This window comes from Brachybacterium sp. SYSU DS0246 (assembly GCF_059391765.1).
Genome location: NZ_JBZXYT010000023.1, coordinates 40,253 through 64,475, shown reverse-complemented (window position 1 = coordinate 64,475; position 24,223 = coordinate 40,253). Strand labels below are relative to the sequence as shown.

Here is a 24,223-nt window from a genome sequence, read left to right as displayed (position 1 = left end):
ATGTCGTCGGACGTCACATGGACGTCCCGGATCGTTTCCGTCGCCATCTCACCGACAAGCTCGACAAGGTCACCCAGTTCGCCCCCACGGCGCTGCGAGTGGATGTGGAGATCTCACAGGAGAAGAACCCCAGGCAGAGCGAGCTCAGCGACCGTGTCGAGCTCACCGTCCATGACAACGGCGCCGTGATCCGCTCGGAAGCCCGGGCGGACGACCTCTTCGGCGCCCTCGACATCGCCTACGGGAAGCTGCTCGAACGCCTCCGCCGTGCCAGGGACCGGCGCAAGGACCGTCACCGCGGTCGCGACCGCGCCCATCACGGAACCGGTGCCAGCGTGCGCACCATGCCCGCGGACCAGGAACTGCCCGTCCCGCTCCAGGAGACGCCGGTGGAACCCGCCACCGAGCCGCGGGCCGCCGCCGGCGCGAGCGTCTCCGGGGCCGACGGGACCCGGAGAGAGACCGATGATCCCGAGCGTCCCGAGAACCCGGACCAGTCGGAGGCCGCGAACCCTGCGGACGTCTCCGAGCTGGATGTGGCCGAGTCCGGCAGCCCCGTGGTGATCCGCGAGAAGAAGCACCGCGCCACACCCATGGCCGTCGATGATGCCCTGTACCAGATGGAGCTCGTCGGCCATGACTTCTTCCTCTTCGTCGATGCCGACTCCGGCAACCCCAAGGTGGTCTACCGCCGCAAGGGCTGGAACTACGGTGTGATCGAGCTCGATTCGGAGCTGCAGTCGTCCTGAGACCCCGAGACACCTCCGGGCGGGAGGAGCGCGATACGCGCCCTCCCGCCCGGTGCTGTGGGACCCCTCGTCCCGAACCCTCCGTCCCCGCACAGCCCGACAGGAAGACCCACCGGTGACCTCCACGATCAGTTGGACGCAGGCACGGCGCATCGCCCTCCGCGCCCAAGGGATGGGGCCCGCGCGCCGTACGGCCGTCCCGTCGGCGGCCGCCAGTCGCCGCGCGCTGGAACGCACCCTGGCCCGCACCCATCTGCTCCAGATCGACTCCGTCAGCATCTTCGCCCGCGCCCACCACCTGCCGGTCTTCACGCGCACCGGCAGCTGGGACCCCGCGGTGCTGGATCGGCTGGCCCGCCCCGGCCCGGCCCGACTGGTGCGCGAAGCCCTGGCCCACGAGGCCGCCTACACGACTCACGAGGTTCATCGCCTGCTGGCCTTCCGCCGTCGCGCCGCGGCCCGCCAGGACTGGGGCGCGGTGCGCGCGGCCGCGGCGTCCTCGCCGCAGTTGCTGGCGAACATCCTCGCGGCCCTCCGTGAGCTCGGCCCCGCGAGCGCCGCGGCCGTGTCCCGGCATCTGGGCGACACCGAGCGCGGCGAGGGGTGGGGGTGGCGGCGCACCTCCAGCCAGTGGGCCGTGGAGTATCTGTTCCGCTCCGGAGCGCTGGACGCCGTCGGCCGCAATTCCCAGTTCGAACGGCTCTACGTGCTCGACGAGGACGCGGCCCCGTCCGCGCTCGACCCTGCGAAGGCCGGCGAGCAGGAAGAGTCCGGCAGCTCGGGGGAGGAGCCGACGTCCGAGGCCCCGGAGGTCTCCGGCACGCCGGGTGCACAGGACGAGGCCGACGCGGTCCGGGCGCTGGTGGCCCTGGCGGCCCGTTCGCTGGGCATCGCCGACGTCGGGGCGCTCGCCGACTATTTCCGGCTGCGGATGCGCGAGGCGCGGCCCGCCGTCGAGGATCTGCTGGCCACCGGGGAGCTCACCGAGGTCGAGGTCGTCCACCCCGCCGGTCGCCTTCCCATGCTGCTGCACCGGGAGGCGCCGCGGCCGACCCCGTTGCGCACCGCCGCCCTGGTCAGCCCCTTCGACCCGATCGTCTTCCACCGGCCGCGGCTGTCCCAGCTGTTCGACGTGGAATACCGCATCGGCATCTACACCCCCGCACACCGCCGCACCACGGGGTACTACTCGCTGCTCTTCCTGCACGGGGACGTCATCCCGGCTCGGGTGGACCTCAAGGCGGACCGGGCCCGCGGCGTGCTCGAGGTCCGCGGCACCTTCCGCGAACCGCTGCCCCACCTGCCCTCGCGACAGCGTCCCGGGGATGACTCCGTGGCCCGGGCGCTGGCGGGGGAGCTGCAGCGCGCGGCCCACTGGCAGGGACTCGAGCGGATCGATGTGCTCACCGGGCCCGGGACCGGCGAGCTCGCCCGCTCTTTGGCCGAGCAGGTGGAGGCGGCGACCTCGGCCCCGCCGGCGTTCACAGCAGACCCAGCGGACGCAGCAGACCCAGCGGACGCAGCAGACGCGGAGGATCTGACACCGTCTGCCATAGACACCGCAGATCCTCTCACCGGCACCGCAGATCCTGTCCCAGCGGTGTCCGCCCGGGCCGCCGCGGACGGCGCCGCGCCGTGACGGTGCCCGCATCCCGTCATCTCCACTTGCCCTGACGCTTACGATGGGTCAGGCACCAACCGTCCGCGAGGACGTATACAGACATTCACGGGAGCACGAGTGGTCAACCTCTTCGACAAGATCCTGCGCGCCGGCGAAGGCCGGGAACTGCGCCGGCTCGAGGTCATCGCGCGGAAGGTGGGTCAGGCTGGGGACGTCTTCAGCGAACTCAGCGACGACGAGCTGCGGGAGGAGACCGACCGCTTCAAGGAGCGGCTGGAGGACGGCGAGACCCTCGACGACATCCTGGTCGAGGCCTTCGCAGCGGTCCGCGAAGCGGCCGACCGCACCCTGGGCCAGCGCCCCTTCGACGTGCAGATCATGGGCGGTGCCGCCCTGCACCGCGGCAGCATCGCCGAGATGAAGACCGGTGAGGGCAAGACACTGGTCGCCACCCTGCCCGCGTATCTCAACGCGCTGGCCGGCAAGGGCGTCCACATCGTCACGGTCAACGACTACCTCGCCGGCTACCAGAGCGATCTGATGGGCCGCGTGTTCCGCAGCCTGGGCCTGACCACCGGGGTCATCAAGTCCGGCATGACTCCGGCCGAGCGCCGTGAGCAGTACGCCGCCGACATCACCTACGGCACCAACAACGAGTTCGGCTTCGACTACCTGCGCGACAACATGGCGCTCTCGCCGGACGACCGGGTCCAGCGCGGGCACAGCTTCGCGATCGTCGACGAGGTCGACTCCATCCTCATCGACGAGTCCCGGACCCCGCTGATCATCTCCGGCCCGGCCAGCGGTGACGCCAACAAGTGGTACAGCGAGTTCGCCAGGGTCGTGAAGCTGCTGCGCCGTGACCGCGACTACGAGGTCGACGAGAAGAAGCGCACCGTCGGCGTGCTCGAGTCCGGGATCGACAAGGTCGAGGACCACCTGGGCATCGAGAACCTCTACGAGTCCCTGAACACGCCTCTGATCGGGTTCCTCAACAACGCGATCAAAGCCAAGGAGCTGTTCAAGAAGGACAAGGACTACGTCATCCTCAACGGCGAGGTGCTCATCGTCGACGAGCACACCGGCCGCATCCTTGCCGGCCGTCGCTACAACGAGGGCATGCACCAGGCCATCGAGGCCAAGGAGGGGGTGAAGATCAAGGCGGAGAACCAGACTCTGGCCACGATCACCCTCCAGAACTACTTCAAGCTCTACGACAAGCTCGCGGGCATGACCGGTACGGCCGAGACCGAGGCCGCCGAGTTCATGAACACCTACTCCCTCGGTGTGGTGCCCATCCCCACGCACAAGCCGATGCAGCGCGAGGACCAGCCCGACCGCATCTACCGCACCGAGAAGGCGAAGTTCGACGCCGTGGTCGAGGACATCGTCGAGCGCCACGACCGGGGACAGCCGGTGCTGGTGGGCACCACCAGCGTCGAGAAGTCGGAGTACCTCTCCAAGCTGCTGACCGCGCAGGGCGTCGACCACGAGGTGCTCAACGCGAAGAACCACGCCAGTGAGGCCGCCATCATCGCGATGGCCGGCGCCAAGGGCGCCGTCACCGTGGCCACCAACATGGCCGGTCGCGGCACCGACATCATGCTCGGCGGCAACGTCGAGTTCATGGCGCACGCCGCGCTGGAGAAGCGCGGTCTGGACGCCGAGGAGGACCCGGAGGCCTACGAGGCCGCCTGGGACGAGGAACTGGAGAAGGCCAAGGAGGCCGTGGCCGAGCAGCACGATGAGGTCGTCGAGCTCGGCGGCCTGTACGTGCTGGGCACCGAGCGCCACGAGTCCCGCCGCATCGACAACCAGCTGCGCGGCCGTTCCGGCCGCCAGGGCGACCCGGGCGAGTCCCGCTTCTACCTGTCCCTGCAGGACGATCTGATGCGCCTGTTCAACTCGGGCGCGGCGGAGTCCCTGCTGGCCCGCGGCGGGGTCGACGAATCGATCCCGCTGACGGGCCGCATGGTCTCCGGCGCCATCCAGCGTGCCCAGAACTCCATCGAGTCGCGCAACGCCGAGATCCGCAAGAACGTCCTGAAGTACGACAACGTGCTGACCAAGCAGCGCAAGAAGCTGTACGAGGAGCGCGCCCGCATCCTCGAGGGCGAGGACCTCGACGAGCACGTCGAGCGGTTCATCGACGAGGTCATCGGCGGCACCATCGACGCTCACACCAAGGGCAAGAACCCCGAGGACTACGACCTCGAGGAGCTGTGGGGCGCGCTGCGCCCGGCCTACCCGGTCTCGATCACGGCGGAGGAGCTGATCGAAGAGGTCGGCGGCAAGGAGGACCTCACGGCCGCCGTGCTCAAGGAGGAGATCCTCGCCGACGCCCGCGTCGCGTACGAGAAGCGCGCCGAGGAGCTCGGCGAGGAGGGTCTGCACCAGCTGCAGCGGCGAGTGCTGCTGTCGGTCATGGACCGTCGCTGGCGCGAGCACCTCTACGAGATGGACTACCTCAAGGAGGGCATCGGCCTGCGAGCCATGGCCCAGCGCGACCCGCTCATCGAGTACGAGCGCGAGGGCCACCTGATGTTCAACGAGATGATCGCGGGCATCAAGGAGGATGTGGTCGGCTACATCTACAACCTCGAGGTGCAGGTCGAGAAGACCGAATCCGTGGTCCCGCAATCGGTGAGCAACCTGCTGCGCCCCTCCGGCGGCCAGAAGGCCGTGGTGGGAGCGGCGGCAGCGTCGAGCAGTACCGGCACGTCCGCGGCTGCCGATGGTGAGGCCGCCGACGAGGCGGCGGACGACGGGACGGCCGACGCGGGGGCGGGCATTGACAGCTCGGGCTCGGCGACAGGCGCCGACGCCGACACTGAGGCCGAGGCCGACGAGCCCCAGGCGGCGACTCCGGAGGAATCCGCTGAGGAGGCCGACGCGCCTTCGGACGTCCTCGCGGAGGAGAACCAGGTCGTGATCACCGCCAAGGGTCTGGATGACCGTCCCAGCTCGGGGCAGCTGCGGTACACCTCGGCGGAGGGCACCGGCGTCCAGGATGGCTCGACGCTCTCTCGTGCCCAGCGTCGCCGACAGGCACGACGAGCCAAGAAGGCTCCCGCCGGCGAGCGCGCCGTCAGTGATACGCCGCAGGACAAGCCGGAAGGCGCTCCCACGGGAGCCGGGCAGAACCGGTCCCAGCGCCGCAGTCGCCGCCGGCGCTGATCAGGCTCGCCCGAAGGGCTGTTCGGCTCGTCGGGCGAGACCGCTGCCGTGTCGCGGTGACGTTCGGCTGTTCAGCCGATCTCCAGAACCGTGACGCGCCATCCTGAGTGCCGCAGCTCCCATCGCATCGCGAGGAATCGCGCGCGGTCCGGTTCGCGCAGGACGCAGCTCGCCTCGACGGTCTGCTCGTTGACCACGCAGGTGCGCACGCCGGTGACCAGGAGTCGCTGCGGCGGAGCGTAGCCCGTAGCTGCCCGCAGCCGGCGCGTCAGGGCCGCACGGCGGGACAGCAGCTTCGCGACCTCCGGGGTCACTATCCGGGCCAGTGCGTTCTCCGGGCGCATGTCGCGCACGATCTCCACGGCCCGGCGGGCCACGGGCTCCACCATCCGTTCGACCACGCGGGGATCGTCGGCGGGCAGGGTCTCGGAGGCGTCGCCCGCGCGGGCGGCGCGCTGGTCGGTGGTCGTCATGGCTGCTCCTGGATGGGAATGGTCGAGGGCACGGTGAGCTCCTGCCCGGGTTCGAGATGGTCGGGATCGGTTCCGACCTCGCCCCGGTTGGCCTCATACAGCAGTGGCCACGCGGCGGCGATGTCGGCGGGGTCGTCGGGCGCCGTGCCGAGCAGATCGTCCGTGATGCTCCAGAGGGTGTCTCCGGGGCGCACGATCACGGTCCCCTCGGTCCGGGGTGACGAACCGGTCGCGTCCGGTCCGCTGTCGGGTGCGTTGCCAGCACCGGGGCTCGCACCCGGCTCCTCCGTCGGCTCCGGGTCCGAAGCTCCGTCCGCGGGCCGGGAGTTCTGCCCCTCCGGATCCGTGTGGCCACTGGCGGCGGGACCGTCGCCCCACCCCAGCCCCGGCAGGGTCCCCTCGTCCTCCTCGCTCGAGGCGGGAGCCGCTGCCTCCGGGTCCGGATCGGATTCGGAGGGAGCCGAGGGCGTCAGCTCGGAGGACATCGCGAAGGACGGCGACGCCGCACCGGAGGACTGCGCATCGGGGCTGGCGGCCGTGGCAGGCACGAGCACCAGCCCGGTGGCCGTCGTCGCCACGGCCGCACTGACGGCCACGCGGCGTGCCATCCGGGGTGCCAGCAGGCGCAGAGCGGCCAGCAGTGCAGCGCCGACCCGGGTGGCCGGCCCCGCGATGAGTACGGTCGAGGCGAGCGCCCAGACCAGCGTCAGATACAGGCAGAGCAACGCGCCTGAACCGGCGGCGGCCACGAGGACCCACGCGATCAGTCCTTCCTCGCCGTGGCCCGTCAGCGCCGCGGGCAGCAGGCTGGATGCTGTCGTCGCCATCGCGGTCGTCCCTGCGGCCGCCAGTACGGTGCTCAGCAGCGACGACGCAGGCCGTGTGCTGCGCGGCGCGTCCGCGTCCTCGTCGACCCCCATGGAGTCCCCCCGTCGTGATGCGACACGTCCTCTGCAGTCCATGCCGTTTGATGCAGTTTGGTGTCATTCACGGTGCTATAGAGCAAACTAGCGTGCCGTGGCCCACAGCACAACGTCTGTTCAACGGTTGTGCAGAATCGTGATGGGGGAGGAACGGTGTCGGAGGGGCCGCGTCTACAGTGGCGTCATGCGATTCGAGCGGATCTTCGACGATCTCGAGGGGCGCTTCGCGCACCACGAGCGGGAAGAGATGCGAGCGGTCTCCGAAGATCTGGCCCGCGCCGAGCGGGCACAGCTCACGCTCGCCGATCGGCTGCGCGGTGCCGGGGAGCACTCGATCACCCTGCATCTCGGCCAGAGCCTTCGGCTGTCAGGGGTGGTCGAGGACGTCGGTCAGGAGTGGCTCTCGCTGCGCGAGGAGGGCAGCGGGCGGCGAGCCGTCGTCCCTCTGGGAGCCATCGCGCTGGTGCAGGGGTTATCCACGCGCGCCCGGCCGCCGGAGGAGTCTCTGCGCTCGCCGCTGGGACTGGGGTCGGTGCTGCGCGCGATCGCGCGGGACCGGAGCACCGTGAGACTGGAGACTGCGGCGGGGAGCATCACGGCGCGGATCGCCGCCGTGGGTGCGGACACCGTCGATGTGAATTCCCTGCCCACCGGAGAATCCGGCACCGTGCCCGGATCGACCCGGATCACCGTGGCCACCTCGGCGCTGCTCGCTGTCATCCCGCGGTGAGCGCGGAACCGGGCACCGGAGCCTGGAAGCAGCTGGGGCGGGGGCAGATGGGTCTGGGCGCGGGTCGATCGAGAGCAGCGAGTCAGAGGCGTTCGTCCGACGTCCGCCGCTCCTGTTCGCGCTCCTGCTCGAGGGCGTGGGCGGTCGCGGCGTAGCTGCGCTCGATGTAGGACTCGATCTCCGAGACCTCCACCCTCCACTGTCCGCGCCCTCCGACCTTGATGGCCCTCAGCTCGCCGGACCGGACCAGGGAATATGCCTGTGAGGCAGAGATCGAGAGCATCTCGGCGACATCGGACAACGGTACGAAACGAGGTGCCATCGTCCCTCCTTCCGATCGGATCCACCTTGGCAGACCTGCACATTCTCGCACCCTCGGCGCCTGTGGCGATCAGGCGGTGTGGACAACGTCGCCGCAGGTGCCTCGCGGAGGGAGTTGTCCACATTCCGTGGCGAACACGGCCGGGGGAGCGCCGAGGGGTTGTAGCCTCGCCGGCAGAGCCGGGCCATACGGGTCGCGGCCAGGGGGCAGGAGGATGCCGTGGGGGCCACCGCACCGATGATGAGGCTGCGCCGGCCGCGCTGGAAGGACCCGCGCCTGATCGTCGGGATCGTCCTCGTGCTGGCCAGCGTACTGATGGGCGCCCTGCTGGTCTCCCGTCTGGCCGAGACCACACCGGTCCTCGTCGCGCGCTCTGCCATCGTCCCCGGGGACGAGATCACACCGGATGACCTCACGACCGTCGACATGCGGCTCGGTGACCACACTGATCATTACGTCGGCAACCTCGAGGCGATCCCTGACGGTGCGGTGGCGACCCGCACGATCGAGGGCGGCGAACTCCTTCCCACGTCCGCCGTGGGACAGGGAGGCGATGTCCCGCTGCGCCCGGTCGTGATCCCCGTGGACGAGACCGTTGCCGAATCCGTGAGGCCGGGCGCCACGGTCGAGCTGTGGCACACCGGTCCGGGAGACGAGAGCGGCGGAACCGGGACGGCGGAGCTGCTGGTCTCCGACGCCGTGGTCCGGAGCATCGACGAGGGAAGCTCCTTGGGAATGAGATCGATGGCCGTGGAGGTCCTGGTGCCCCGCGACAGCCTGGCCGGGGTTCTCGAGGTTCTCTCGCAGGAGGAGCGCCTCGACGTGATCGGTGTGCCCGGCGCCTACGGAGTCGACCCGTGATCGACGTCGTGCTCTGCGCCTCCGGCCGGGACGAGGTGCGCATAGTCCACGACCTGGCCCATGACCGGAGCCGGACGGCCCGAGTGGTGCGCCGCTGCGCCGACCTCGCCGAAACGCTGGCCGTGGTCGCAGCGGGTATCGGTGATGTCGTGCTGATCGATGTCTCCGTGCGCGGGCTCGGGCGTGACTCGATCGCTGCGATGCTCCGGGACGCCGCCGTCGTGGGTCTGCGTTCGCAGGACACCGCGGAACGCACCAGTCTGGGTCTGCGGCACATCCTGCCCTCCGACACCCCGAGTGAGGAGATCCTTGCGGCGCTGACCGCAGCGGTCGCCTCGGATGAGGAGGACGCGACCGCCTGGGTGCAGGAGGCGGCCACGGAGACTGCGCAGCGCGTCGGCCGGCTGGTCGCCGTCTGGGGACCGACGGGCTCCAGCGGCCGTTCGACGATCGCGGTCAACCTCGCCGCAGAGGCGGCGCTCGCCAGTCAGGAGACAGTCCTGGTCGATGCCGATACCTATGGGCCATCGCAGAGCCAGATGCTGGGCGTCCTGGACGAGACTCCCGGCCTCGTCGCCGCCTGCCGCGCCCACGATCGGGACACCCTCGACGAGGAGACCCTGGAGTCTCTCCTGCCGCTGGCACAACCGCGCCTGCGGCTGCTCAGCGGAATCGGGGTCCCAGCTCGCTGGGCCGAGCTGCGGCGCACCTCGATGGACGGCGTCTGGCACGCTCTCGCCCGTCGGGGAGGGCTCGTGGTCGCTGACGTGGCAGCTGTGCTCGAAGAGGACGAGGAGCTCAGCTACGACACCGCGGCGCCGCAGCGCAATGCGGCGGCGATCAGCGCGCTGGAGAGTGCCGACGCGGTGGTCGCGGTCGTGACGGCGGACCCCGTGAGCATCACCCGCTTCCTGCGCGACCACGCGCGACTCGAGGAGCTCGGAGTGGACGAGCTGCACGTGATCGTCAATCGCGTGGGAGCGCCGATCCCGGGAGACAAGGTCCGCGACCTGATCACGTCGCGGGTGTCGGTGACCACGCTGAGCCTGCTGCCGGACGATCCGGTCTCGTGCCGCACCGCGACCTGGGACGGAGCCCTGCTGGCCGAGGCCGCCCCGCGGTCCGCCCTGCGCAAAGGGCTGCAGGAGATCGCGGCGTCCCCGACCGTGCTCGGGCAGAGTGCCCCGGCGCTCGCCGGGGAATCCATCCCGTCGCCCGGGTGAGAAGATGACCGTATGAGGATCTATCTGCCGCTGACCACCGGGGACCGCCGCGCACTGGAGAGCGCTGCCTCGGACCTCGAGCTGGCACCCGGGCGCGCCGCGTGGGCCGTGACGACCCCGGCCCGAGCGGATCGTCCCGACGAGGACGAGGAGGACCTGGAGTACGAGGCGCTGCAGGACGCCGTGCACGTCGCCTTCAGCGCGGGTGCCGCGTCAGACCGGGCACTCGTGATCGCGGCCGACGTGCCCGACAGGATCACCCGGCCCGCCGACGAGGAGGGCGGCGCGTTCGGAATCGTCCTGAGCGGGTCCACGCGCGCGAGGATCGCGAGCCTCCACGTCACCGAGCTGGATGCCGCCTCGGCCGAAGCCGACGACACCGACCCGGCCCTGCTGTGGTTCGACGCGTCGGAAGGGCCCGAGGCGCTGGCATTCCTCGACGGCGCGGCGGACGACGGCACGCTCGAGAGCTGAAACGACCGGAGCTGTCGACAACCGGAGTGTCTGACACGTCGGGGCCGGACTGCCGCGGCGCGGAGCGTCCCGTCGTCGGCCACTCGGCCGAGCGTCTCGTGGCCGTCACTCAGCTGGACGCGCCGCCGGTTCAGTCCGTCTGCGCGGCGCTCGCCTGGTACTTCGCAGCAGATTTCTCCTCCGCGCGGAGCACCTTGGTGACGTAGGGCGCGGCGGCCTTCTCCAATCGCGAACCCAGCAGCGGAATCTTCGCCGTCAGCTCCCCGTCGATGACGACGCCGCTGGCCTGCTCGCCCGCCGGGGTCAGGCGCAGTGACGCGGTCATCCCTGCGGGAGTGCCTGCGACTTCGAGCTTCGTGGTGCCATTGCGGCTGCCGTCGGCCTCCGGCGCGGACCAGGTCTGGACCTCGTGGATGGTGACCGACGACCCCACGAACGGACGCACGACGTCCGGGACCCGGTCGGTCGGCATGGCGAGCTCGGTACGCACGGTGAAAGCGCCGGCCGGATCGCCGTCGGCCGTGGCCTCGGCGCGGGTGGCGCCGAGCGTCTGCTTGCGGATCTCGGCATATGCCGGATCGGTGTACATGGCGGCAGCGGCACGGGCCGACAACGGCAGGTTCAGTGTCTCGCGAAGCTTCATCCTCGTCCTCCCCAGGGGTTTCGTCAGCCCTCAGCCTAGGCCAGCTCCGCACCCGGTACGACACGAGCTTTCAGCGCAGCGCACTACCCTGGGACCATGCCGAGCCTGTCCAAATTCCTCGCTGACAATCGCGATCTCTCCGAGAAGGAGGCCGACTGGTTGCAGCACCTGGTCGGAGACTGGAATCTGGTCTCCGATCTGCTCCGATCCGACCTCGTGCTGTGGATCAAGGGGGAGGACGGCCCGCTCGCCGTCGCCCACTGCCGCCCTGCGACCGGTTCCACCGTGTACTACGAGGATCCTGTGGGCAGTGGCCTCGAGGATGCCGGCGACTCCGAGATCGCCGCACTGCTGGATGGCGCCGAGCCGTCCGGCGAGATGGTCCCGATCGAGCGCGAGGGCCGTGAGGCCACGGGCCTGGTGGTGCCCGTGCGCAAGAGCGGGCGGACCCTCGCGGTCCTGGCCGTCGAATCGCCCGTCGCGGACGGGGCACCGTCCTCGAGCGCGGTGAGGGAGCGCCAGCTCGGCATGCGGCTGCTGACGATGCTCGAGAACGGCGCGTTCCCCATCGATGGCGCCCCGATCCCGCCGCGCCGCGGAGCCCCACGCGTCGGGGACGGGGTCGTCGAGCTCGACGGCGCCGGTGTCGTCCAATGGACCTCCCCGAACGCGCTGTCGGCCTTCCACCGCTTCGGGATCGAAGGGGACATGGAGGGCATCACCCTGGCCGAGCTCTCGACCGACGTGCTGCAGTCGCGAGCACCGGTGGATGAGTCGTTGCCGCTGGTGCTGATGGGTCGGGCCGCCTGGCGCTCGGACATGCAGGCACGCGGCGGGACCCTCTCGCTGCGCGCGGTGCCGCTGACCGAGCGTGGCCAGCGCACCGGGGCGATCGTCCTGGTGCGCGACGTGACGGAGCTGCGGCGCCGGGAGCGCGAGCTGATCACCAAAGATGCGACGATCCGCGAGGTCCATCATCGCGTCAAGAACAACCTGCAGACGGTGGCGGCGCTGCTACGGATGCAGTCGCGGCGGATGAAGACGGACGAGGCGCGCGACGCTCTCACGGAGGCCATGCGAAGGGTCTCGACGATCGCCCTGGTCCATGAGTCGCTGCTCCAGGGCTCCCAGGAAGCGGTCCACTTCGACGAGGTGATCGATCGTTGCCTGCGCCTGGCCGTCGACGCCGCCAGTGCCACCGTCCATCGCGCCGGGACCCCGCGGCTGACGGAGACCCAGGTGGAGGTGCGCACCGAGAAGATCGGCCGGGTCGGGTCGATCCGGGCGGAGGAGGCCACGCCGCTGGCCCTGGTGGTGACCGAGCTGGCCACGAATGCCGTCGAGCACGGCTTGTCGGAATCCGGCGGGACCCTGACCGTCCGCAGCGAACGGACCGGTTCGCATCTCGTCATCGATATCGAGGACGACGGGACCGGCATGGCCGGGTCGAAACCGACCGGGCTGGGCACGAACATCGCCCACACGCTCGTGCAGGGTCAGCTCGGCGGGACGCTGACCTGGCAGGGACGGCCCGAGGGCGGGACCCGGGCCACGATCGACGTCTACTTGGACCCGCTGACCGTCTGAGATCCGCTGACCGTCTGAGGCTCGAGCCTGTTCTCCCGCGGCTCTGTCACCGGCGCAGCCGGGAGCGGGCCGCAGGAGCGCGAGTCAGCTGGCGCGGCGGGCGCGCGCGTTGCGGCGCTTGAGCGAGCGGCGCTCATCCTCGGAGAGGCCGCCCCAGACGCCGGAGTCCTGGCCGGTCTCGAGAGCGAACTTCAGGCACGCCGTCATGACGTCGCACCGCTGGCACACCGCCTTCGCCTCCTGGATCTGCGTGATCGCCGGCCCTGTGTTCCCGATCGGGAAGAACAGCTCGGGATCATGGTTGAGGCACTCGGCACGGTGGCGCCAGTCCATCGTCACTCTCTCTTTCCAGAACGCCACGCCTCGCCCCCGTAGGGGGTGCGACGCGGCGAGGTTCGCTCCGGGTGGGGCGTTGTCGGGTCACCGGCTCGCCGCCACGAACCCGTGAGCGGCACAGGCTGCTGCGGGTCACGGTGGCGGTTTCGAGCCGTAATCCATTGTCTGAGCCGGTCGCGGCGCCGACAAGGGCCTACGTCCTCGACCTGGGTGGTACTTCCCACACGGCGCGATCCCGAGCCATCGCGGGCGTGATGCCCGGCACGGAGGCGTTGCGCTCGAGCCGATGGAGTGCTTCGGCGGGCCGATCCTCGCGCCGCCGGGCAGCGGCCCGTGGACGCGCCCCGGGCACGCCGCGACCTCCCGGGCCTCTCGCGAGCTGCGATGAGAGATCGGGCGAGGGGGATGCCGGATACAGTTCCCCCATGCCCCGAGATGCCCGTGCACGCAGCTCCGCCGCCTCGGACACCGGCACCGGCGTGTCCGGCCCCGCCGACGCCGCCGACCCGGGTCCCCGGACCCGGCCGGGCGCCGCAGTGCTGCTGGTGGTCGAAGCCCTGATGCTGACCGGGGCCGCCACCTTCTGCTTCGTCATGGTCGCTGCCGGTCAGCTCCAGGCCCGTCTCGGCACGGGACTGGGGCTGTTCCTCGTGCTCTTCGCGATCGCCTGCGCGGTCGCGGCTCGCTCCGTGCTCGCCCGGGGACGGTTCGGACTCGGCTTCGGCCTCACCTGGCAGATGTTCCAGGCTCTCGTCGGCGCGAGCATGCTGCGCAGCCAGATGTATTGGCAGGGCACCCTCGCTCTGGTGCTGGCGATAGCCCTCTTCGTGCTGCTGACCCGACTTGTGCGTTCTACACCGCTGCCGCGGCGCGAGGACTGAGCGGGCCGGACCGATCACGAAGGGACTCGCACCGGAACGGTCCGGTACGAGTCCCTCCTGCCTCGAGCAGTCGGCTGTTCTCGAGCCGCCGGCCCCTCCGGCGTCAGCTCACGCCCGTCAGTTCACTCGCCACCGGCGAGAGCAGCGGCCGGGGCCGTGCGGGCGGCGGCTCGCCCCGGCAGCACCGAGGCCACCCCGCCGGAGACGATCGCCAGCAGCAGCACCAGTCCCACCTGGCCCCACGGGACCGTGACCGAGACCGGGTAGGTCGAGCCCAGCAGGGCATTGATGCCCAGAACGCCGTAGACGGTGCCGATGACGATGCCAAGGACCGCCCCGACCAGAGCGAGCAGCACGCCCTCCCAGCCCAGCATGGAGCGCATCTGACGCTTGGTGGTGCCCAGGGCCCGCAGCAGCGCATTCTCGCCGGTGCGTTCGATGACGCCGAGGCTCAGAGTGTTGGCCACCCCGACCAGCGCCACCAGCACGGCCACCGCGAGCAGCCCGATGGTGATGCCCAGCAGGACGTTCAGGATCTGTGCGTAGGACTCCCGCTCCAGACCGCCCATGTCGGCCTGGCCCTGGACGAAGCCGTCGCTGGCGGCCGTGTCCCGGATGTCCCGCGCAAGATTGGTCATGCCCACGCCGTCCCGCTCGGGGGAGCCGGGGTCGGCGAAGTCGCCGAGGACCACCGGCGTGGCCGCATCTCCCACCAGCTCCTCGAGCGTGCCCGGGGTGACCAGCGACATCTGGAGATTGGCATCGACCTGGACGCGCAGCTCGTGCATGGAACCGTCGGCGCCCTCGATCTCCAGCACCTGGCCGTCGGCGAGCCCGAACTCCTCGGCGCGATCCTGCCCGAGCAGGACGACTCCGTCGCGGAGCTCGTCGGCCATCTCCGGACGGTGCGAGGTCTCGCGCACCGCCTCCGGGTCGGCCCCGTACAGCGTCATCGGGATATCGGCTCCCACCTCGACGTCCCCGCGCGCGGCGGTGTGCGTGGCGTCCATCCCGTCGATCGCGGCCACCTGCTCGGCGGCGTCGTCGGGCATCTGCTCGGCGGACAGGACCATGTCGATGGGCCGACGCGAGTCGAGCTCGGAGGTCAGGGTCGCCTCGGCGCTGCGTGCGCCGACGGCCATCATCGTCATCAGGGTGGTGCCAATCAGCAGGGCAGCGACCGTGGCGGCGCTGCGCTTGGGATTGCGGGCCACATTGGCTCCGGCGATCCTCGCGGGCAGGCCGCCGATCCGGGCCATCACCCGGGCCACGAGAGCCGACAGGGGGCGGGTGAGGACGATCAGCGAGGCCAGCACACCGCTGAAGCTGATCACGCCGCCGGCCATGGCGAGCAGGATGCCCGGCCCTGCGGTACCGCTGAGGGCCAGAGCAGTGCCTCCGGCCAGCGCTGCGATCCCGAGGACGACGGCGACCAGCCCCAGCACTCCTTGCACGCCGAGACCCCGGTGCTGAACGGGTGGGGCCGGGCGCAGCGCCTGCAGCGGGGCGACCCGTGTCGCCGCACGCATCGGCGCCAGGCTCGCCACCAGGGTGATCAGCATCCCCGCGAGCAGCGGGAGCGCCACCGAGAGCACGCTGACGGGCACCAGGGCGACCCCGTCGAGCCAGCCCAGAGCGGCGGCCGCGGCGAGCGCGGCCTGGACCAGCAGGTGCCCGCCGAGAGCACCGGCGACCCCGCCGATCAGTCCCACCGCCAGCGACTCGCGCAGCACCACACCGCGCACCTGGGAACGGGTGGCGCCGAGAGTGCGCAGCAGCGCGAGGCTGCGGGTGCGCTGGGCGATCGTGACGGCGAACGTGTTGGCGATGACGACGGCGCTGGTGAACAGGGCGATCACCACGAACACCGCGAGGATCAGGCCGACGGCCCCGAACCCGGCGAGGGCCTGCCGGGTGGCCTCCGCCTCGGCCTCCTCGACCGTGCGCACGGTGACGTCTCCGGAGTCGGCGTTCGCAGCCACCTCCGAGGGGTCGGTGCCCTCGGGGACGGTCGCCAGCCAGGACTCGGTCAGCGTCCCCTCGGTCGGACCGTTCAGCTTCTCGGCGTTGACGTCGGAGACGAGCACGCGCGGCGTCGCGCCGAACACCGACCCGTCGGCCGCGGGGGCGAGGCCGACCACGGTGAAGGTGGCTTCCTGCCCGTCCATGGACATGTCCGCGGGCATGGTGACGGTGTCGCCGAGGCCCACGCCCAGCTGCTCGGCGGCGGCCGTATCGAGCACGATCTCGGACTCCGAGCTCGGCAGCCGTCCCTCGGACAGGCGCTCCTGGCCGGTCCCGTCCGGCGGGAGCATCGTGGAGGTGAGGAAGATGTCCTCGCCGGAGTCGGAGGTGAGGACGAGGGAGCTGCTCAGCTGGGGCCATACGGCCTCTGTGCCCTCGACCTGCGGCGCCTCGAGAGGCTGCTGGGACTCGTAGTCCTCGTCGGAGAGCGGGCGCTGGATCTCGAGGTCCGCGCCCTCGTAGTCCTGGGCGGTCAGGGTGGACATCGCCGAAGTCATGAGGTTTCCGGCGACCACCATGACGGCGACGAACGCGCAGGACAGGGCGATGGTGATGACGGCGGCCAGGTGCCGCCGCAGCGGGGTCAGCTTCACGGAGGTCCGCAGTGCCATCAGCGCTGCCCTCGCAGGTCTTCGTCGCTGGCGATGCGGCCGTCGGCGAGGGTCACGATGCGGTCGGCGCGCTCGGCGGCCTCGCGCTCGTGGGTGACCATCACGACGGTCTGGCCGAACTCGTCGACCGACAGCCGCAGGAAGGAGAGCACTTCCTCGGTGGTGTGCGAGTCGAGGTTGCCGGTGGGCTCGTCGGCGAAGACGACGGCGGGGGAGGTGACCAGCGCGCGGGAGATCGCCACCCGCTGGACCTGCCCGCCCGAGAGCTGCGAGGGCAGGTGGGAGAGACGATCGGTGAGTCCGAAGGCGGAGGTGATCGTCTCCAACCAGGCCCGGTCCACCCGTTTGCCGGCGAGCTCGAGCGGCAGCAGGATGTTCTGCTCCGCGCTCAGCATCGGCAGCAGGTTGAAGGACTGGAACACGAAACCGATGCGCTCGCGGCGCAGCTTGGTCAGCGCGTCATCGCCCAGGCCGGTGATCTCGGTGCCGTCCAGCCGGATGGAGCCGTGGTCGACGACGTCGAGACCGGCCAGGGTGTGCAGGAGAGTGGACTTGCCCGACCCGGAAGGGCCCATGATCGCGGTGAATGCGCCGCGGGCGATGTCGAGGTCCACCGCGTCCAGGGCGGTGACCGTGCCGGCACCGGTGCCGTAGGTGCGGGTGACGTTCCGGGCGACGATGGCGGGGGCGGCGTCTCCGGTGGGTGCGGCGGGGGCGGCCTGAGGTTCGGCGGTCATCGGTGTCCTTCGCGAGGAGGTGTGCGGTCACCACCGATGTTTCCGTACCGGGGCCAGGGCCGACGTCCTCCTGCGGTCTCGACGCTGCGAGGGGGCCGCGACCTCGGGATGGGGCGGTGTCATACCGGAGGCTGACTCGCCGGGCCATCCGGGCAGGGGCGGGCATCTCAGTCGGCGCCGGGAGCGACCAGTCCGGTCTCGAACGCGATGATCACGGCCTGGACCCGGTCGCGGGCGCCGAGCTTGGCCAGCACCCGTCCGACGTGGGTCTTCACCGTCGCCTCCGCGACGAACAGCTCGGCGCCGATCTCCTGGTTGGAGAAGCCGCGCCCCATGAGCGTGAGCACCTCGCGCTCGCGGTCGGTGAGCTCGTCCAGGACGGAGGTGTCCTTCTGCTGCGGCTCGGGGGTGGCGACCACACGGGCCAGCAGTCGGCGGGTGGCCGACGGGGCGATCACCGCGTCCCCTCTGTGCACGGTGCGGATGGCCCCGAGCAGATCTTCGGGCTGGGCGTCCTTGAGCAGGAACCCGCTGGCTCCGGCCCGGATCGCAGCGACCACGTATTCGTCGAGGTCGAAGGTCGTCAGCACCACCACGCGCGGGGCGCGTCCTTCGGGGGCCTGGGCGAGGATCTTCTCGGTGGCCTCGATCCCGTCCATCCGGGGCATGCGCACGTCCATCAGCACGACGTCGACGGTGCGGGCGCGGAGCTGGTCGACGGCGGCGGCGCCGTCGGCCGCCTGGACGACGACCTCCATGTCCTGCTGCGAGTCGATGACCATGGCGAACCCGGCGCGCACCAGCGGCTGGTCATCGACCAGAGCGATGCGCAGGGGGCGGTCGAGGGGCTCGGTCATGGGGTCTCCTCCGGAGGAATGCGGATGGTTCAGGGGTTCAGGGATTCAGGGGCTCTATGCGTCAGGGGTTCGGGGAGGGAGCCTGCCCGGGAGGGGGCGGCACGGATCGGTTCTGCGGGGACCGACTCGGCGAGGAGCGGCTCAGCGCAGACCGGGCGGGCGCCGATGGGATCGTGCCGGAAGAGGGCGCGGCGCCGTCCAGAGGCACGGTGGCGAGCACCCGGTATCCGTGTCCCGGCAGGGGCCCGGCCTGCAGGGCCCCGCCGAACACGGCGACGCGCTCACGCATCCCGGTGAGCCCATGGCCCTGCCCGTCGGAGCCGGCAGCGGCGCCCTGGCCGTCGTCGACGATCTCGACCTGGAGGCGCTGGGGGCTCCGGGTGATCCGCACCGCGGCGGTGGCACCGGGCCCGGCGTGCTTGAGGACGTTGGTCAGTGCTTCTTGGACCAGGCGGAACAGTGACATCCCCAGCGCCTGGGGCAGGTCGTCCAGCCGGCCCTCGATCTCGAGGCTGACCTCGAGGCCTGCGGCGCGCACCCGCTCGGTGAGGTCCTGGAGCATCTCGGGTCCGGGTTGGGGTCCGTACCCGGTCTCGTCCTCCTGGCGCAGCACGCCCAGCAGCGAGCGCATGTCCGACAGTGCGGCGCGGCCGGTCTCCCCGATGGTGCTCAGCACCTCGCCTGCCTTCTCGGGTTGCTGGGAGGCGATGAAGCGGCCGCCGTCGGCCTGGGCGATGATCACCGAGAGCGAGTGGGCGACGACGTCGTGCATCTCGCGGGCGATGCGGGCACGCTCGTCGGCGACCGCGAGCGCCGTGCGCTGCTCGCGCTCACGCATGGCCTGCTCGGCGCGCTCACGGGTGAGGGCCAGCTGGCGCACCCGGGCACGCTGAAGGTTGGCCAGGGCCCAGATCGCGGTGATGGTGACGATGCCGACGACGAACAGGCCCGCGGATGTCCCGGCCGCCTGGAGCGGATCCCCGTACGGGTCGCGCGCGAGGAATATGCCCCAGTACCCCGACTGGACCAGTACGCCGAGGAACCCCGCCGCCATGCCCAGGGCGTGGACCGCCGGCCTGCCGTACGCGACGGCGCAGAACATCGCGTAGAACGTGAGGACGTCTCCGAGGACGACCGGGACGACCGGGACGTGCATCACGGCCAGGCACCCGATGAGGATCACGCCGAGCCCGGGCCGGACCCGGCAGACGGCGGCCGAGACGATCATCGGCAGCGAGAACAGGGTCCACCAGCCGATGCCTCCGGAGCCCGCGGCGAACAGCAGCACGAGGAATGCGGCAGCGGAGAAGACGATCGCATCGACCTTGCCGGGATTCTCGATGATCCAGCGGAACGGGTCGCGGAACCGGACGCGCCTGGCCGGCGCGTCCGGCCGTGCATCGGGTCCGTTCGTCATGGCCACGAGGGTACGGGGGCGGGGCAGCGGGCGCGTCAGACCGCGGTCGGATCCCGCGGGACAGGCCTGCTGGGCTCAGAACCCTTCCCGCGGGCCGCTCACAGACCGCGTGTCGTCGACTGCGTCAGTGCTGCCGGTCGGTCCCGTTCGCCCCGTCGGACCGATCGGACCCACCGGTCCCCTCATGGTCGGCCGTCACGGTCGGCACGCCGTGGCGCGGAGTGAGCCGGGCGTCCTCGCCCGTGTAGGCGTCCGCGTCGCGATGGAGATTACGCAGGCGGATGTCGCGCCCCTGGTCGATGAGGTCCTCGTGCTTCGCCTCGGCCTTCTGGGCGCCCTTGTCCTCGCGCAGGGGCAGGTCCAGGCTCTCCTCGGCCGGCTTCCCGGCCTCCAGCTCCCGGGCGCGCTCGAACTCGGCGTCGACCTCCGCGCCGATCAGCACGACGATGTTCATGACCCACAGGGCGAACAGCACCGCCATGATGCCGCCGATCGCGCCGTAGCTGGAGTAGCCCGCGACCGTGGTCATGTAGAGCGACAGCGCCACGGCCGCGAACGCGATGCCCAGGATCGCGACCACGCCGCCGGGCGAGATGAGCCGGAACGGCTTGTCCACGTTCGGCGCGCCCCAGTACAGGATCGAGATCAGCGCGAAGGCGAGCAGGAGGATCACCGGCCACTTCGCCCACGCCCAGATGGGCAGGAACGACTGGGTGAGGAAGATCAGCAGATCATTCATGCCCAGCGGGGTGGCGATCGGGCCCAGTAGGCCTTCGATGATGGACTGGCTCAGCAGCAGGGAGACGAGCATCAGAAGGATGCCCAGGATCATCACCACGGTCAGCCCCAGCATCCAGGCGTTCATCCGGATCGCGCCGCGGCCCTCGGGGATCTCGTAGATCAGGTTGGCCACCCGCCCGTAGGCCTTCACATAGGCCGACGCCGACCACAGTGCCGTGGCGACACCGATGATCAGACCGATCGTGCCACCGGTGGAGGAACCCATCAGCGACTCCACCGTCGAGTCCACGGCATCGCCCATCTGCATGCCGCTGCCGCCGACGGCGGCCTGGATCGTGTCCTTGAGCAGATCGGCGATCTGCTCCTGGAACCCTCTCAGCAGCAGCGTGGCCAGGGAGAACAGGGCCAGCAGCGTCGGTGCGATGGAGAGCACCATGTAGTAGGTGAGCTTGGCCGCCTGATCCGTCCCGCCGTCGCGCGAGAACTCCGCGAGGACGCGCTTGGCCATGTACTTGAGGGTGGGAACGCTCAGGCGCGGGGCCTTGGTGCCGGGGGACTCGGCCATGAGGAGGCCTCCTGGGGTGTGGCGATCTCGCGGGCGGATGCATTGTCATCCTGCCATGAGTGCGAGCTGAGAGAGTTGTCCACAATTCTCGGGAGAAGCGAGCAGGGGATCTGCCTTCATGCATACAGTGGCGGTCGTGTGCGAGATGCAGCACACACCGGGCCGGGGACGAGGGGTCCGGGGACACGGGGCCGGGAGGGGACTGGATGGATGCCGCCACCATCATCGAGAGCGAGTCGCGCGAGCTGATACGCCGCCGCGGCCTCGATGCGCACGCCGACCAGCTCGAGCCGCTGATCCGCGAGGTGGTCGCCGACTACGACCGGCGCTCATCCTCCGGCGAGGTGCCCGTACTGCACGGCGATGACTCCACGGTCGCCGAGATCGCCGCGAGGATCGGCGGCTTCGGCGCGCTCCAGGAGATGCTCGATGATCCGACCATCGAGGAGATCTGGCTGAACTCGCCCAGCCAGGTGTTCTGCGCCCGCAACGGCCGCAGTGAGCTGACCACCATCGTCCTGGGGGACGCCGAGGTGCGCGGGATCGTCGAACGCATGCTCGTCAGCTCCGGCCGCCGGCTGGACATGAGCACCCCGTTCGTCGACGCGCTGCTGCCCGATGGCTCGCGCCTGCACGTGGTGATCCCGAGCGTGACCCGCACGCACTGGGCGATCAACATCAGGAAGTTCGTCGCGAAGGCACAGGATCTGCAGGGGCTGGTCGCACTGGGATCGCTCACGCCCCAGGCGGCAGATTTCCTCGACGCGGCCATCGCCTCCGGCCTGAACGTCATCGCCAGCGGCGCTACCGGCGCGGGCAAGACGACGTTCCTGCGCTGTCTCGCACAATCCGTGGGCGCACGGGAGCGCGTGGTGACCATCGAGGAGGTCTTCGAGCTCGACCTCGGGCTTCGCGATGTGGTCGCCATGCAGACCCGCCAGGCGAACCTCGAGGGGACGGGGGAGATCTCCATGCGGCGTCTGGTGAAGGAGGCGCTGCGGATGCGCCCCAGCCGCGTCATCGTCGGCGAGGTGCGCGAGGCCGAGTCGCTGGACATGCTGATCGCGCTGAACAGCGGCTTGCCGGGTCTCGCGTCGATACATGCGAACTCGGCCCGCGACGCTGTCACCAAGCTGTGCACCCTGCCGCTGCTGGCCGGGGAGAACGTCTCTAGTCGTTTCGTCGTGCCCACGGTGGCCAGCGCCATCGACCTCGTGGTGCACCTGGACATCATGGCCGACGGCCGTCGTCGCGTTCGGGAGATCGCCGGCCTCAGCGGACGGGTGGAGGACGACGTCATCGAGGTCTCCGACCTGTTCTCCCTGCGCGGCGATCGGCTCATGCGCGGGGACGGACGCCCGCCGCATCCGGACCGCTTCGCACGTGCCGGCTTCGATCTGACGGCACTGCTGGGGCGTGCGGAGGCGGCATGAGCGACGGCGCATTCCTCGGGCTGGTCCTCGGGCTCGGCCTGCTCGCGATCTGGTGGTCGCTGTGGGAGCAGGACTCCCGCCCGACCCGTCGCGGTCTGGTCACTGCCGTGACAGAACGGCTCCGCGACGATCTCATCGCCGTCGGCCTCGCCTCCGTCCCGCCGGCCGCGGTGCCCGCACTCAGCGCAGGCCTCGGCCTGGTGGTCGCGGCCGCGCTGTGGGCCGTCTCCGCCGCCGTGGTCCCCTCCGTGACGATCGGGACGGCGACCATGATTCTTCCCCCGGTGCTGCTGCACTCCGCTGCCCGCCGTCGCGCCACGGCGATGCGCGAAGTGTGGCCGGAGGCAGTCGACCACATCAACTCCGCTATCCGCGCCGGGCTCTCGCTGCCTGAAGCCCTCGTCCAGCTCAGCCGCAAGGGTCCGGAGGAGCTTCGCCCCGCTTTCGTCGAGTTCTCCTTGGACTACCAGGCCAGCGGCGACTTCGCCGCCTGTCTCGATCGGCTGAAGGTGCGCCTGGCAGACCCCGTCGGCGACCGCATCGTCGAGGCGCTGCGGATCACGCGCGACGTCGGCGGCACGGACCTCGGCGGTCTTCTGCGCACCCTCGCCGCATTCCTGCGGGAGGACGCCCGGACGCGGGCCGAGCTCGAGGCCCGCCAGTCCTGGACGGTCAACGCGGCACGTCTCGCGCTCGCCGCCCCGTGGGTGGTGCTGGCGCTGATGGCGACCAGGCCGCAGGCGGCGCAGGCCTACGACTCCCCGATGGGGATGGTGATGATCCTCGTCGGTGCGGCGGTCTCCCTGATCGCCTACCGGATCATGATCCAGATCGCGCGACTGCCGCAGGATGAGCGGGTGCTGCGATGACCGGGTCCGGAACTGTACTGGTCGGCGCGGCACTGGGCCTGGTGCTCGGCATGGGCCTGGCGCTGGTGGCCGGGCAGCTTCCGTGGCTCCGCTCGCGCGACCTGGCGGCACGCATCGACCCCTACCTCCGCAGTTCACGGTCCACATCGCTGTTCGAGGCACCGGCTGCGACCAGTCGTGCCCGTATCGTCGCGGAGAACCTGCTGGGGCCGGTCGCCCACCGGGTCCTCGGCGTTCTCGAACGTCTCACCGGGGGAGCGGACCAGCTCGAGCGGCGCCTGCGACTGGCCGGGCGACGCGCTTCCGCCGACTCGTTCCGCATCGAGCAGGTCGTCTTCGGAGTGATCGGCCTGGCGGCCGGGATCGTCCTCGCCCTCGGCGCCATCGGCCTGCGCGGGGCCAGTCCGCTGCTGGGGCTTCTGATCGTCGCACTCGGCGCGCTCAGCGGAGTGCTGCTGCGGGACTACCTCCTGGGCGTCGAGATCAAGCGCCGAGCCTCGCGGATGATCCGCGAGTTCCCCACGGTCGCCGATCTCCTGGCCCTCGCGGTGGCAGCCGGGGAGAGCCCGATCGCCGCCATGGAGCGTGTCGCCCGCACATCCTCCGGAGCCCTGCCGGACGAGTTCGCCGCCACCGTCGCCGACATCCGGGCCGGCACGACCATCTCCCAGGCGCTCACCTCGCTGGGCACTCGCACGCCGCTGCCATCGCTGGGGCGGTTCGGTGAGGGTGTCTCGATCGCCATCGAGCGTGGGACGCCTCTGGCCGACGTGCTGCGTGCCCAGGCGCAGGATGCCCGTGAGTCCTCCAAACGCGAGCTCATGGAGACCGCGGGCCGGCGCGAGATCTACATGCTGATGCCCGTCGTGTTCTTCGTGCTTCCCCTGGTGATCGTCTTCGCCATCTTCCCGGGCCTCGCCGTACTGGAGATCTCGCTGTGACCGCCTCCGGGGCCTGCCGCCACCCAT

22 protein-coding genes are annotated in these 24,223 nt (G+C 70.7%); 12 read left to right on the top strand and 10 right to left on the bottom strand.

Annotated elements, in window-relative coordinates; translation table 11 throughout:
* The 3 genes from hpf to secA form a co-directional block, all read left to right on the top strand.
* Positions 1-749, top strand: a 749-nt coding sequence (hpf, locus tag AC5020_RS12325; protein WP_464988510.1) for a ribosome hibernation-promoting factor, HPF/YfiA family, incomplete at its 5' end; no start/stop codon positions are given.
* Positions 750-864: 115 nt separating this feature from the next.
* A complete protein-coding gene (locus AC5020_RS12320) occupies positions 865-2,388 on the top strand; it encodes a winged helix-turn-helix domain-containing protein (protein WP_464988509.1) in 1,524 nt (507 codons plus the stop codon).
* Between the two features lie 99 nt (positions 2,389-2,487).
* Positions 2,488-5,547 carry a preprotein translocase subunit SecA gene (gene secA / locus AC5020_RS12315; RefSeq protein ID WP_464988508.1) on the top strand — a complete coding sequence of 1,020 codons (3,060 nt, stop codon included), beginning with the start codon at positions 2,488-2,490 and terminating at the stop codon, positions 5,545-5,547.
* 71 nt (positions 5,548-5,618) lie between these two features.
* Here the strand turns inward: secA and AC5020_RS12310 are convergent, their stop codons facing one another.
* Together AC5020_RS12310 and AC5020_RS12305 are read right to left on the bottom strand one after the other, a co-directional pair.
* The gene (locus AC5020_RS12310) at positions 5,619-6,020 is read right to left on the bottom strand and encodes an Rv3235 family protein (RefSeq protein WP_377017357.1); all 402 of its coding nucleotides are present in this window, start codon (positions 6,018-6,020) and stop codon (positions 5,619-5,621) included.
* A complete protein-coding gene (locus AC5020_RS12305; RefSeq protein WP_464988507.1) occupies positions 6,017-6,847 on the bottom strand; it encodes a LysM peptidoglycan-binding domain-containing protein in 831 nt (276 codons plus the stop codon). The genes AC5020_RS12310 and AC5020_RS12305 overlap by 4 nt, the downstream gene beginning before the upstream one ends.
* Positions 6,848-7,127: 280 nt before the next feature.
* On the opposite strand from AC5020_RS12305, the gene AC5020_RS12300 reads away from it, so the two are divergent.
* Positions 7,128-7,673 carry a hypothetical protein gene (locus AC5020_RS12300; RefSeq protein WP_464988506.1) on the top strand — a complete coding sequence of 182 codons (546 nt, stop codon included), beginning with the start codon at positions 7,128-7,130 and terminating at the stop codon, positions 7,671-7,673.
* 82 nt (positions 7,674-7,755) lie between these two features.
* Here AC5020_RS12300 and AC5020_RS12295 read toward each other — a convergent pair whose 3' ends face one another.
* The gene (locus AC5020_RS12295) at positions 7,756-7,995 is read right to left on the bottom strand and encodes a helix-turn-helix domain-containing protein (protein WP_377017363.1); all 240 of its coding nucleotides are present in this window, start codon (positions 7,993-7,995) and stop codon (positions 7,756-7,758) included.
* A gap of 219 nt (positions 7,996-8,214) precedes the next feature.
* On the opposite strand from AC5020_RS12295, the gene AC5020_RS12290 reads away from it, so the two are divergent.
* Genes AC5020_RS12290 through AC5020_RS12280 form a run of 3 tightly spaced genes read left to right on the top strand, consistent with a single transcriptional unit; the run spans position 8,215 to position 10,553 of the window.
* The gene (locus tag AC5020_RS12290; protein WP_464988505.1) at positions 8,215-8,856 is read left to right on the top strand and encodes an SAF domain-containing protein; all 642 of its coding nucleotides are present in this window, start codon (positions 8,215-8,217) and stop codon (positions 8,854-8,856) included.
* Positions 8,853-10,079 (top strand): CpaE/TadZ family protein, encoded by a 1,227-nt coding sequence (locus tag AC5020_RS12285; protein ID WP_464988504.1) that lies wholly within the window; start codon positions 8,853-8,855, stop codon positions 10,077-10,079. Before AC5020_RS12290 ends, AC5020_RS12285 begins: the two co-directional genes overlap by 4 nt.
* A gap of 12 nt (positions 10,080-10,091) precedes the next feature.
* The gene (locus AC5020_RS12280; protein WP_464988503.1) at positions 10,092-10,553 is read left to right on the top strand and encodes a DUF6912 family protein; all 462 of its coding nucleotides are present in this window, start codon (positions 10,092-10,094) and stop codon (positions 10,551-10,553) included.
* 130 nt (positions 10,554-10,683) lie between these two features.
* On the opposite strand, the gene AC5020_RS12275 is transcribed toward AC5020_RS12280, so the two are convergent.
* Positions 10,684-11,196 carry a DUF2505 domain-containing protein gene (locus AC5020_RS12275; protein ID WP_464988502.1) on the bottom strand — a complete coding sequence of 171 codons (513 nt, stop codon included), beginning with the start codon at positions 11,194-11,196 and terminating at the stop codon, positions 10,684-10,686.
* A 96-nt stretch (positions 11,197-11,292) separates the two neighbouring features.
* Here AC5020_RS12275 and AC5020_RS12270 point away from each other — a divergent pair, with 96 nt between their 5' ends.
* Entirely contained in the window at positions 11,293-12,783 is a 1,491-nt protein-coding gene (locus AC5020_RS12270) for a sensor histidine kinase (protein ID WP_464988501.1), read from the top strand.
* Between the two features lie 84 nt (positions 12,784-12,867).
* Here the strand turns inward: AC5020_RS12270 and AC5020_RS12265 are convergent, their stop codons facing one another.
* On the bottom strand, positions 12,868-13,116 hold the full coding sequence (locus AC5020_RS12265; RefSeq protein WP_377017376.1) for a WhiB family transcriptional regulator: 249 nt from the start codon (positions 13,114-13,116) through the stop codon (positions 12,868-12,870).
* Between the two features lie 428 nt (positions 13,117-13,544).
* Here AC5020_RS12265 and AC5020_RS12260 point away from each other — a divergent pair, with 428 nt between their 5' ends.
* Entirely contained in the window at positions 13,545-14,000 is a 456-nt protein-coding gene (locus tag AC5020_RS12260) for a hypothetical protein (protein ID WP_464988500.1), read from the top strand.
* A 122-nt stretch (positions 14,001-14,122) separates the two neighbouring features.
* On the opposite strand, the gene AC5020_RS12255 is transcribed toward AC5020_RS12260, so the two are convergent.
* The 5 genes from AC5020_RS12255 to AC5020_RS12235 all read right to left on the bottom strand — a co-directional run bounded on the left by AC5020_RS12255 (position 14,123) and on the right by AC5020_RS12235 (position 20,953).
* Positions 14,123-16,636, bottom strand: coding sequence for an ABC transporter permease (locus AC5020_RS12255; RefSeq protein WP_464988499.1), 2,514 nt, complete (start codon positions 16,634-16,636; stop codon positions 14,123-14,125).
* A complete protein-coding gene (locus AC5020_RS12250) occupies positions 16,636-17,373 on the bottom strand; it encodes an ABC transporter ATP-binding protein (RefSeq protein WP_377792836.1) in 738 nt (245 codons plus the stop codon). The genes AC5020_RS12255 and AC5020_RS12250 overlap by 1 nt, the downstream gene beginning before the upstream one ends.
* Before the next feature lie 167 nt (positions 17,374-17,540).
* Positions 17,541-18,230 carry a response regulator gene (locus tag AC5020_RS12245; protein WP_464988498.1) on the bottom strand — a complete coding sequence of 230 codons (690 nt, stop codon included), beginning with the start codon at positions 18,228-18,230 and terminating at the stop codon, positions 17,541-17,543.
* 61 nt (positions 18,231-18,291) lie between these two features.
* Positions 18,292-19,647, bottom strand: a complete 1,356-nt coding sequence (locus AC5020_RS12240; protein WP_464988497.1) for a sensor histidine kinase — start codon at positions 19,645-19,647, stop codon at positions 18,292-18,294.
* 124 nt (positions 19,648-19,771) lie between these two features.
* On the bottom strand, positions 19,772-20,953 hold the full coding sequence (locus AC5020_RS12235) for a YihY/virulence factor BrkB family protein (protein WP_464988496.1): 1,182 nt from the start codon (positions 20,951-20,953) through the stop codon (positions 19,772-19,774).
* Positions 20,954-21,159: 206 nt separating this feature from the next.
* Between AC5020_RS12235 and AC5020_RS12230 the strand changes: the two genes are divergently transcribed.
* The 3 genes from AC5020_RS12230 to AC5020_RS12220 are packed head-to-tail and all read left to right on the top strand — an operon-like array spanning position 21,160 to position 24,196.
* On the top strand, positions 21,160-22,386 hold the full coding sequence (locus AC5020_RS12230; protein WP_377792842.1) for a TadA family conjugal transfer-associated ATPase: 1,227 nt from the start codon (positions 21,160-21,162) through the stop codon (positions 22,384-22,386).
* Positions 22,383-23,255 carry a type II secretion system F family protein gene (locus AC5020_RS12225; protein WP_464988495.1) on the top strand — a complete coding sequence of 291 codons (873 nt, stop codon included), beginning with the start codon at positions 22,383-22,385 and terminating at the stop codon, positions 23,253-23,255. The genes AC5020_RS12230 and AC5020_RS12225 overlap by 4 nt, the downstream gene beginning before the upstream one ends.
* Positions 23,252-24,196 carry a type II secretion system F family protein gene (locus AC5020_RS12220; protein WP_377792845.1) on the top strand — a complete coding sequence of 315 codons (945 nt, stop codon included), beginning with the start codon at positions 23,252-23,254 and terminating at the stop codon, positions 24,194-24,196. Before AC5020_RS12225 ends, AC5020_RS12220 begins: the two co-directional genes overlap by 4 nt.
* The last annotated feature ends 27 nt before the right edge of the window (positions 24,197-24,223 follow it).

What these genes read in the sequence shown, in the direction of transcription:
- AC5020_RS12310 (WP_377017357.1), bottom strand. Translation starts at nt 6,020, where the DNA reads ATGACGACCACCGACCAGCGCGCCGCCCGCGCGGGCGACGCCTCCGAG.
- AC5020_RS12305 (WP_464988507.1), bottom strand. Translation starts at nt 6,847, where the DNA reads ATGGCGACGACAGCATCCAGCCTGCTGCCCGCGGCGCTGACGGGCCAC.
- AC5020_RS12300 (WP_464988506.1), top strand. Translation starts at nt 7,128, where the DNA reads ATGCGATTCGAGCGGATCTTCGACGATCTCGAGGGGCGCTTCGCGCAC.
- AC5020_RS12295 (WP_377017363.1), bottom strand. Translation starts at nt 7,995, where the DNA reads ATGGCACCTCGTTTCGTACCGTTGTCCGATGTCGCCGAGATGCTCTCG.
- AC5020_RS12280 (WP_464988503.1), top strand. Translation starts at nt 10,092, where the DNA reads ATGAGGATCTATCTGCCGCTGACCACCGGGGACCGCCGCGCACTGGAG.
- AC5020_RS12275 (WP_464988502.1), bottom strand. Translation starts at nt 11,196, where the DNA reads ATGAAGCTTCGCGAGACACTGAACCTGCCGTTGTCGGCCCGTGCCGCT.
- AC5020_RS12270 (WP_464988501.1), top strand. Translation starts at nt 11,293, where the DNA reads ATGCCGAGCCTGTCCAAATTCCTCGCTGACAATCGCGATCTCTCCGAG.
- AC5020_RS12265 (WP_377017376.1), bottom strand. Translation starts at nt 13,116, where the DNA reads ATGGACTGGCGCCACCGTGCCGAGTGCCTCAACCATGATCCCGAGCTG.
- AC5020_RS12260 (WP_464988500.1), top strand. Translation starts at nt 13,545, where the DNA reads ATGCCCCGAGATGCCCGTGCACGCAGCTCCGCCGCCTCGGACACCGGC.
- AC5020_RS12255 (WP_464988499.1), bottom strand. Translation starts at nt 16,636, where the DNA reads ATGGCACTGCGGACCTCCGTGAAGCTGACCCCGCTGCGGCGGCACCTG.
- AC5020_RS12250 (WP_377792836.1), bottom strand. Translation starts at nt 17,373, where the DNA reads ATGACCGCCGAACCTCAGGCCGCCCCCGCCGCACCCACCGGAGACGCC.
- AC5020_RS12245 (WP_464988498.1), bottom strand. Translation starts at nt 18,230, where the DNA reads ATGACCGAGCCCCTCGACCGCCCCCTGCGCATCGCTCTGGTCGATGAC.
- AC5020_RS12240 (WP_464988497.1), bottom strand. Translation starts at nt 19,647, where the DNA reads ATGACGAACGGACCCGATGCACGGCCGGACGCGCCGGCCAGGCGCGTC.
- AC5020_RS12235 (WP_464988496.1), bottom strand. Translation starts at nt 20,953, where the DNA reads ATGGCCGAGTCCCCCGGCACCAAGGCCCCGCGCCTGAGCGTTCCCACC.
- AC5020_RS12230 (WP_377792842.1), top strand. Translation starts at nt 21,160, where the DNA reads ATGGATGCCGCCACCATCATCGAGAGCGAGTCGCGCGAGCTGATACGC.
- AC5020_RS12225 (WP_464988495.1), top strand. Translation starts at nt 22,383, where the DNA reads ATGAGCGACGGCGCATTCCTCGGGCTGGTCCTCGGGCTCGGCCTGCTC.
- AC5020_RS12220 (WP_377792845.1), top strand. Translation starts at nt 23,252, where the DNA reads ATGACCGGGTCCGGAACTGTACTGGTCGGCGCGGCACTGGGCCTGGTG.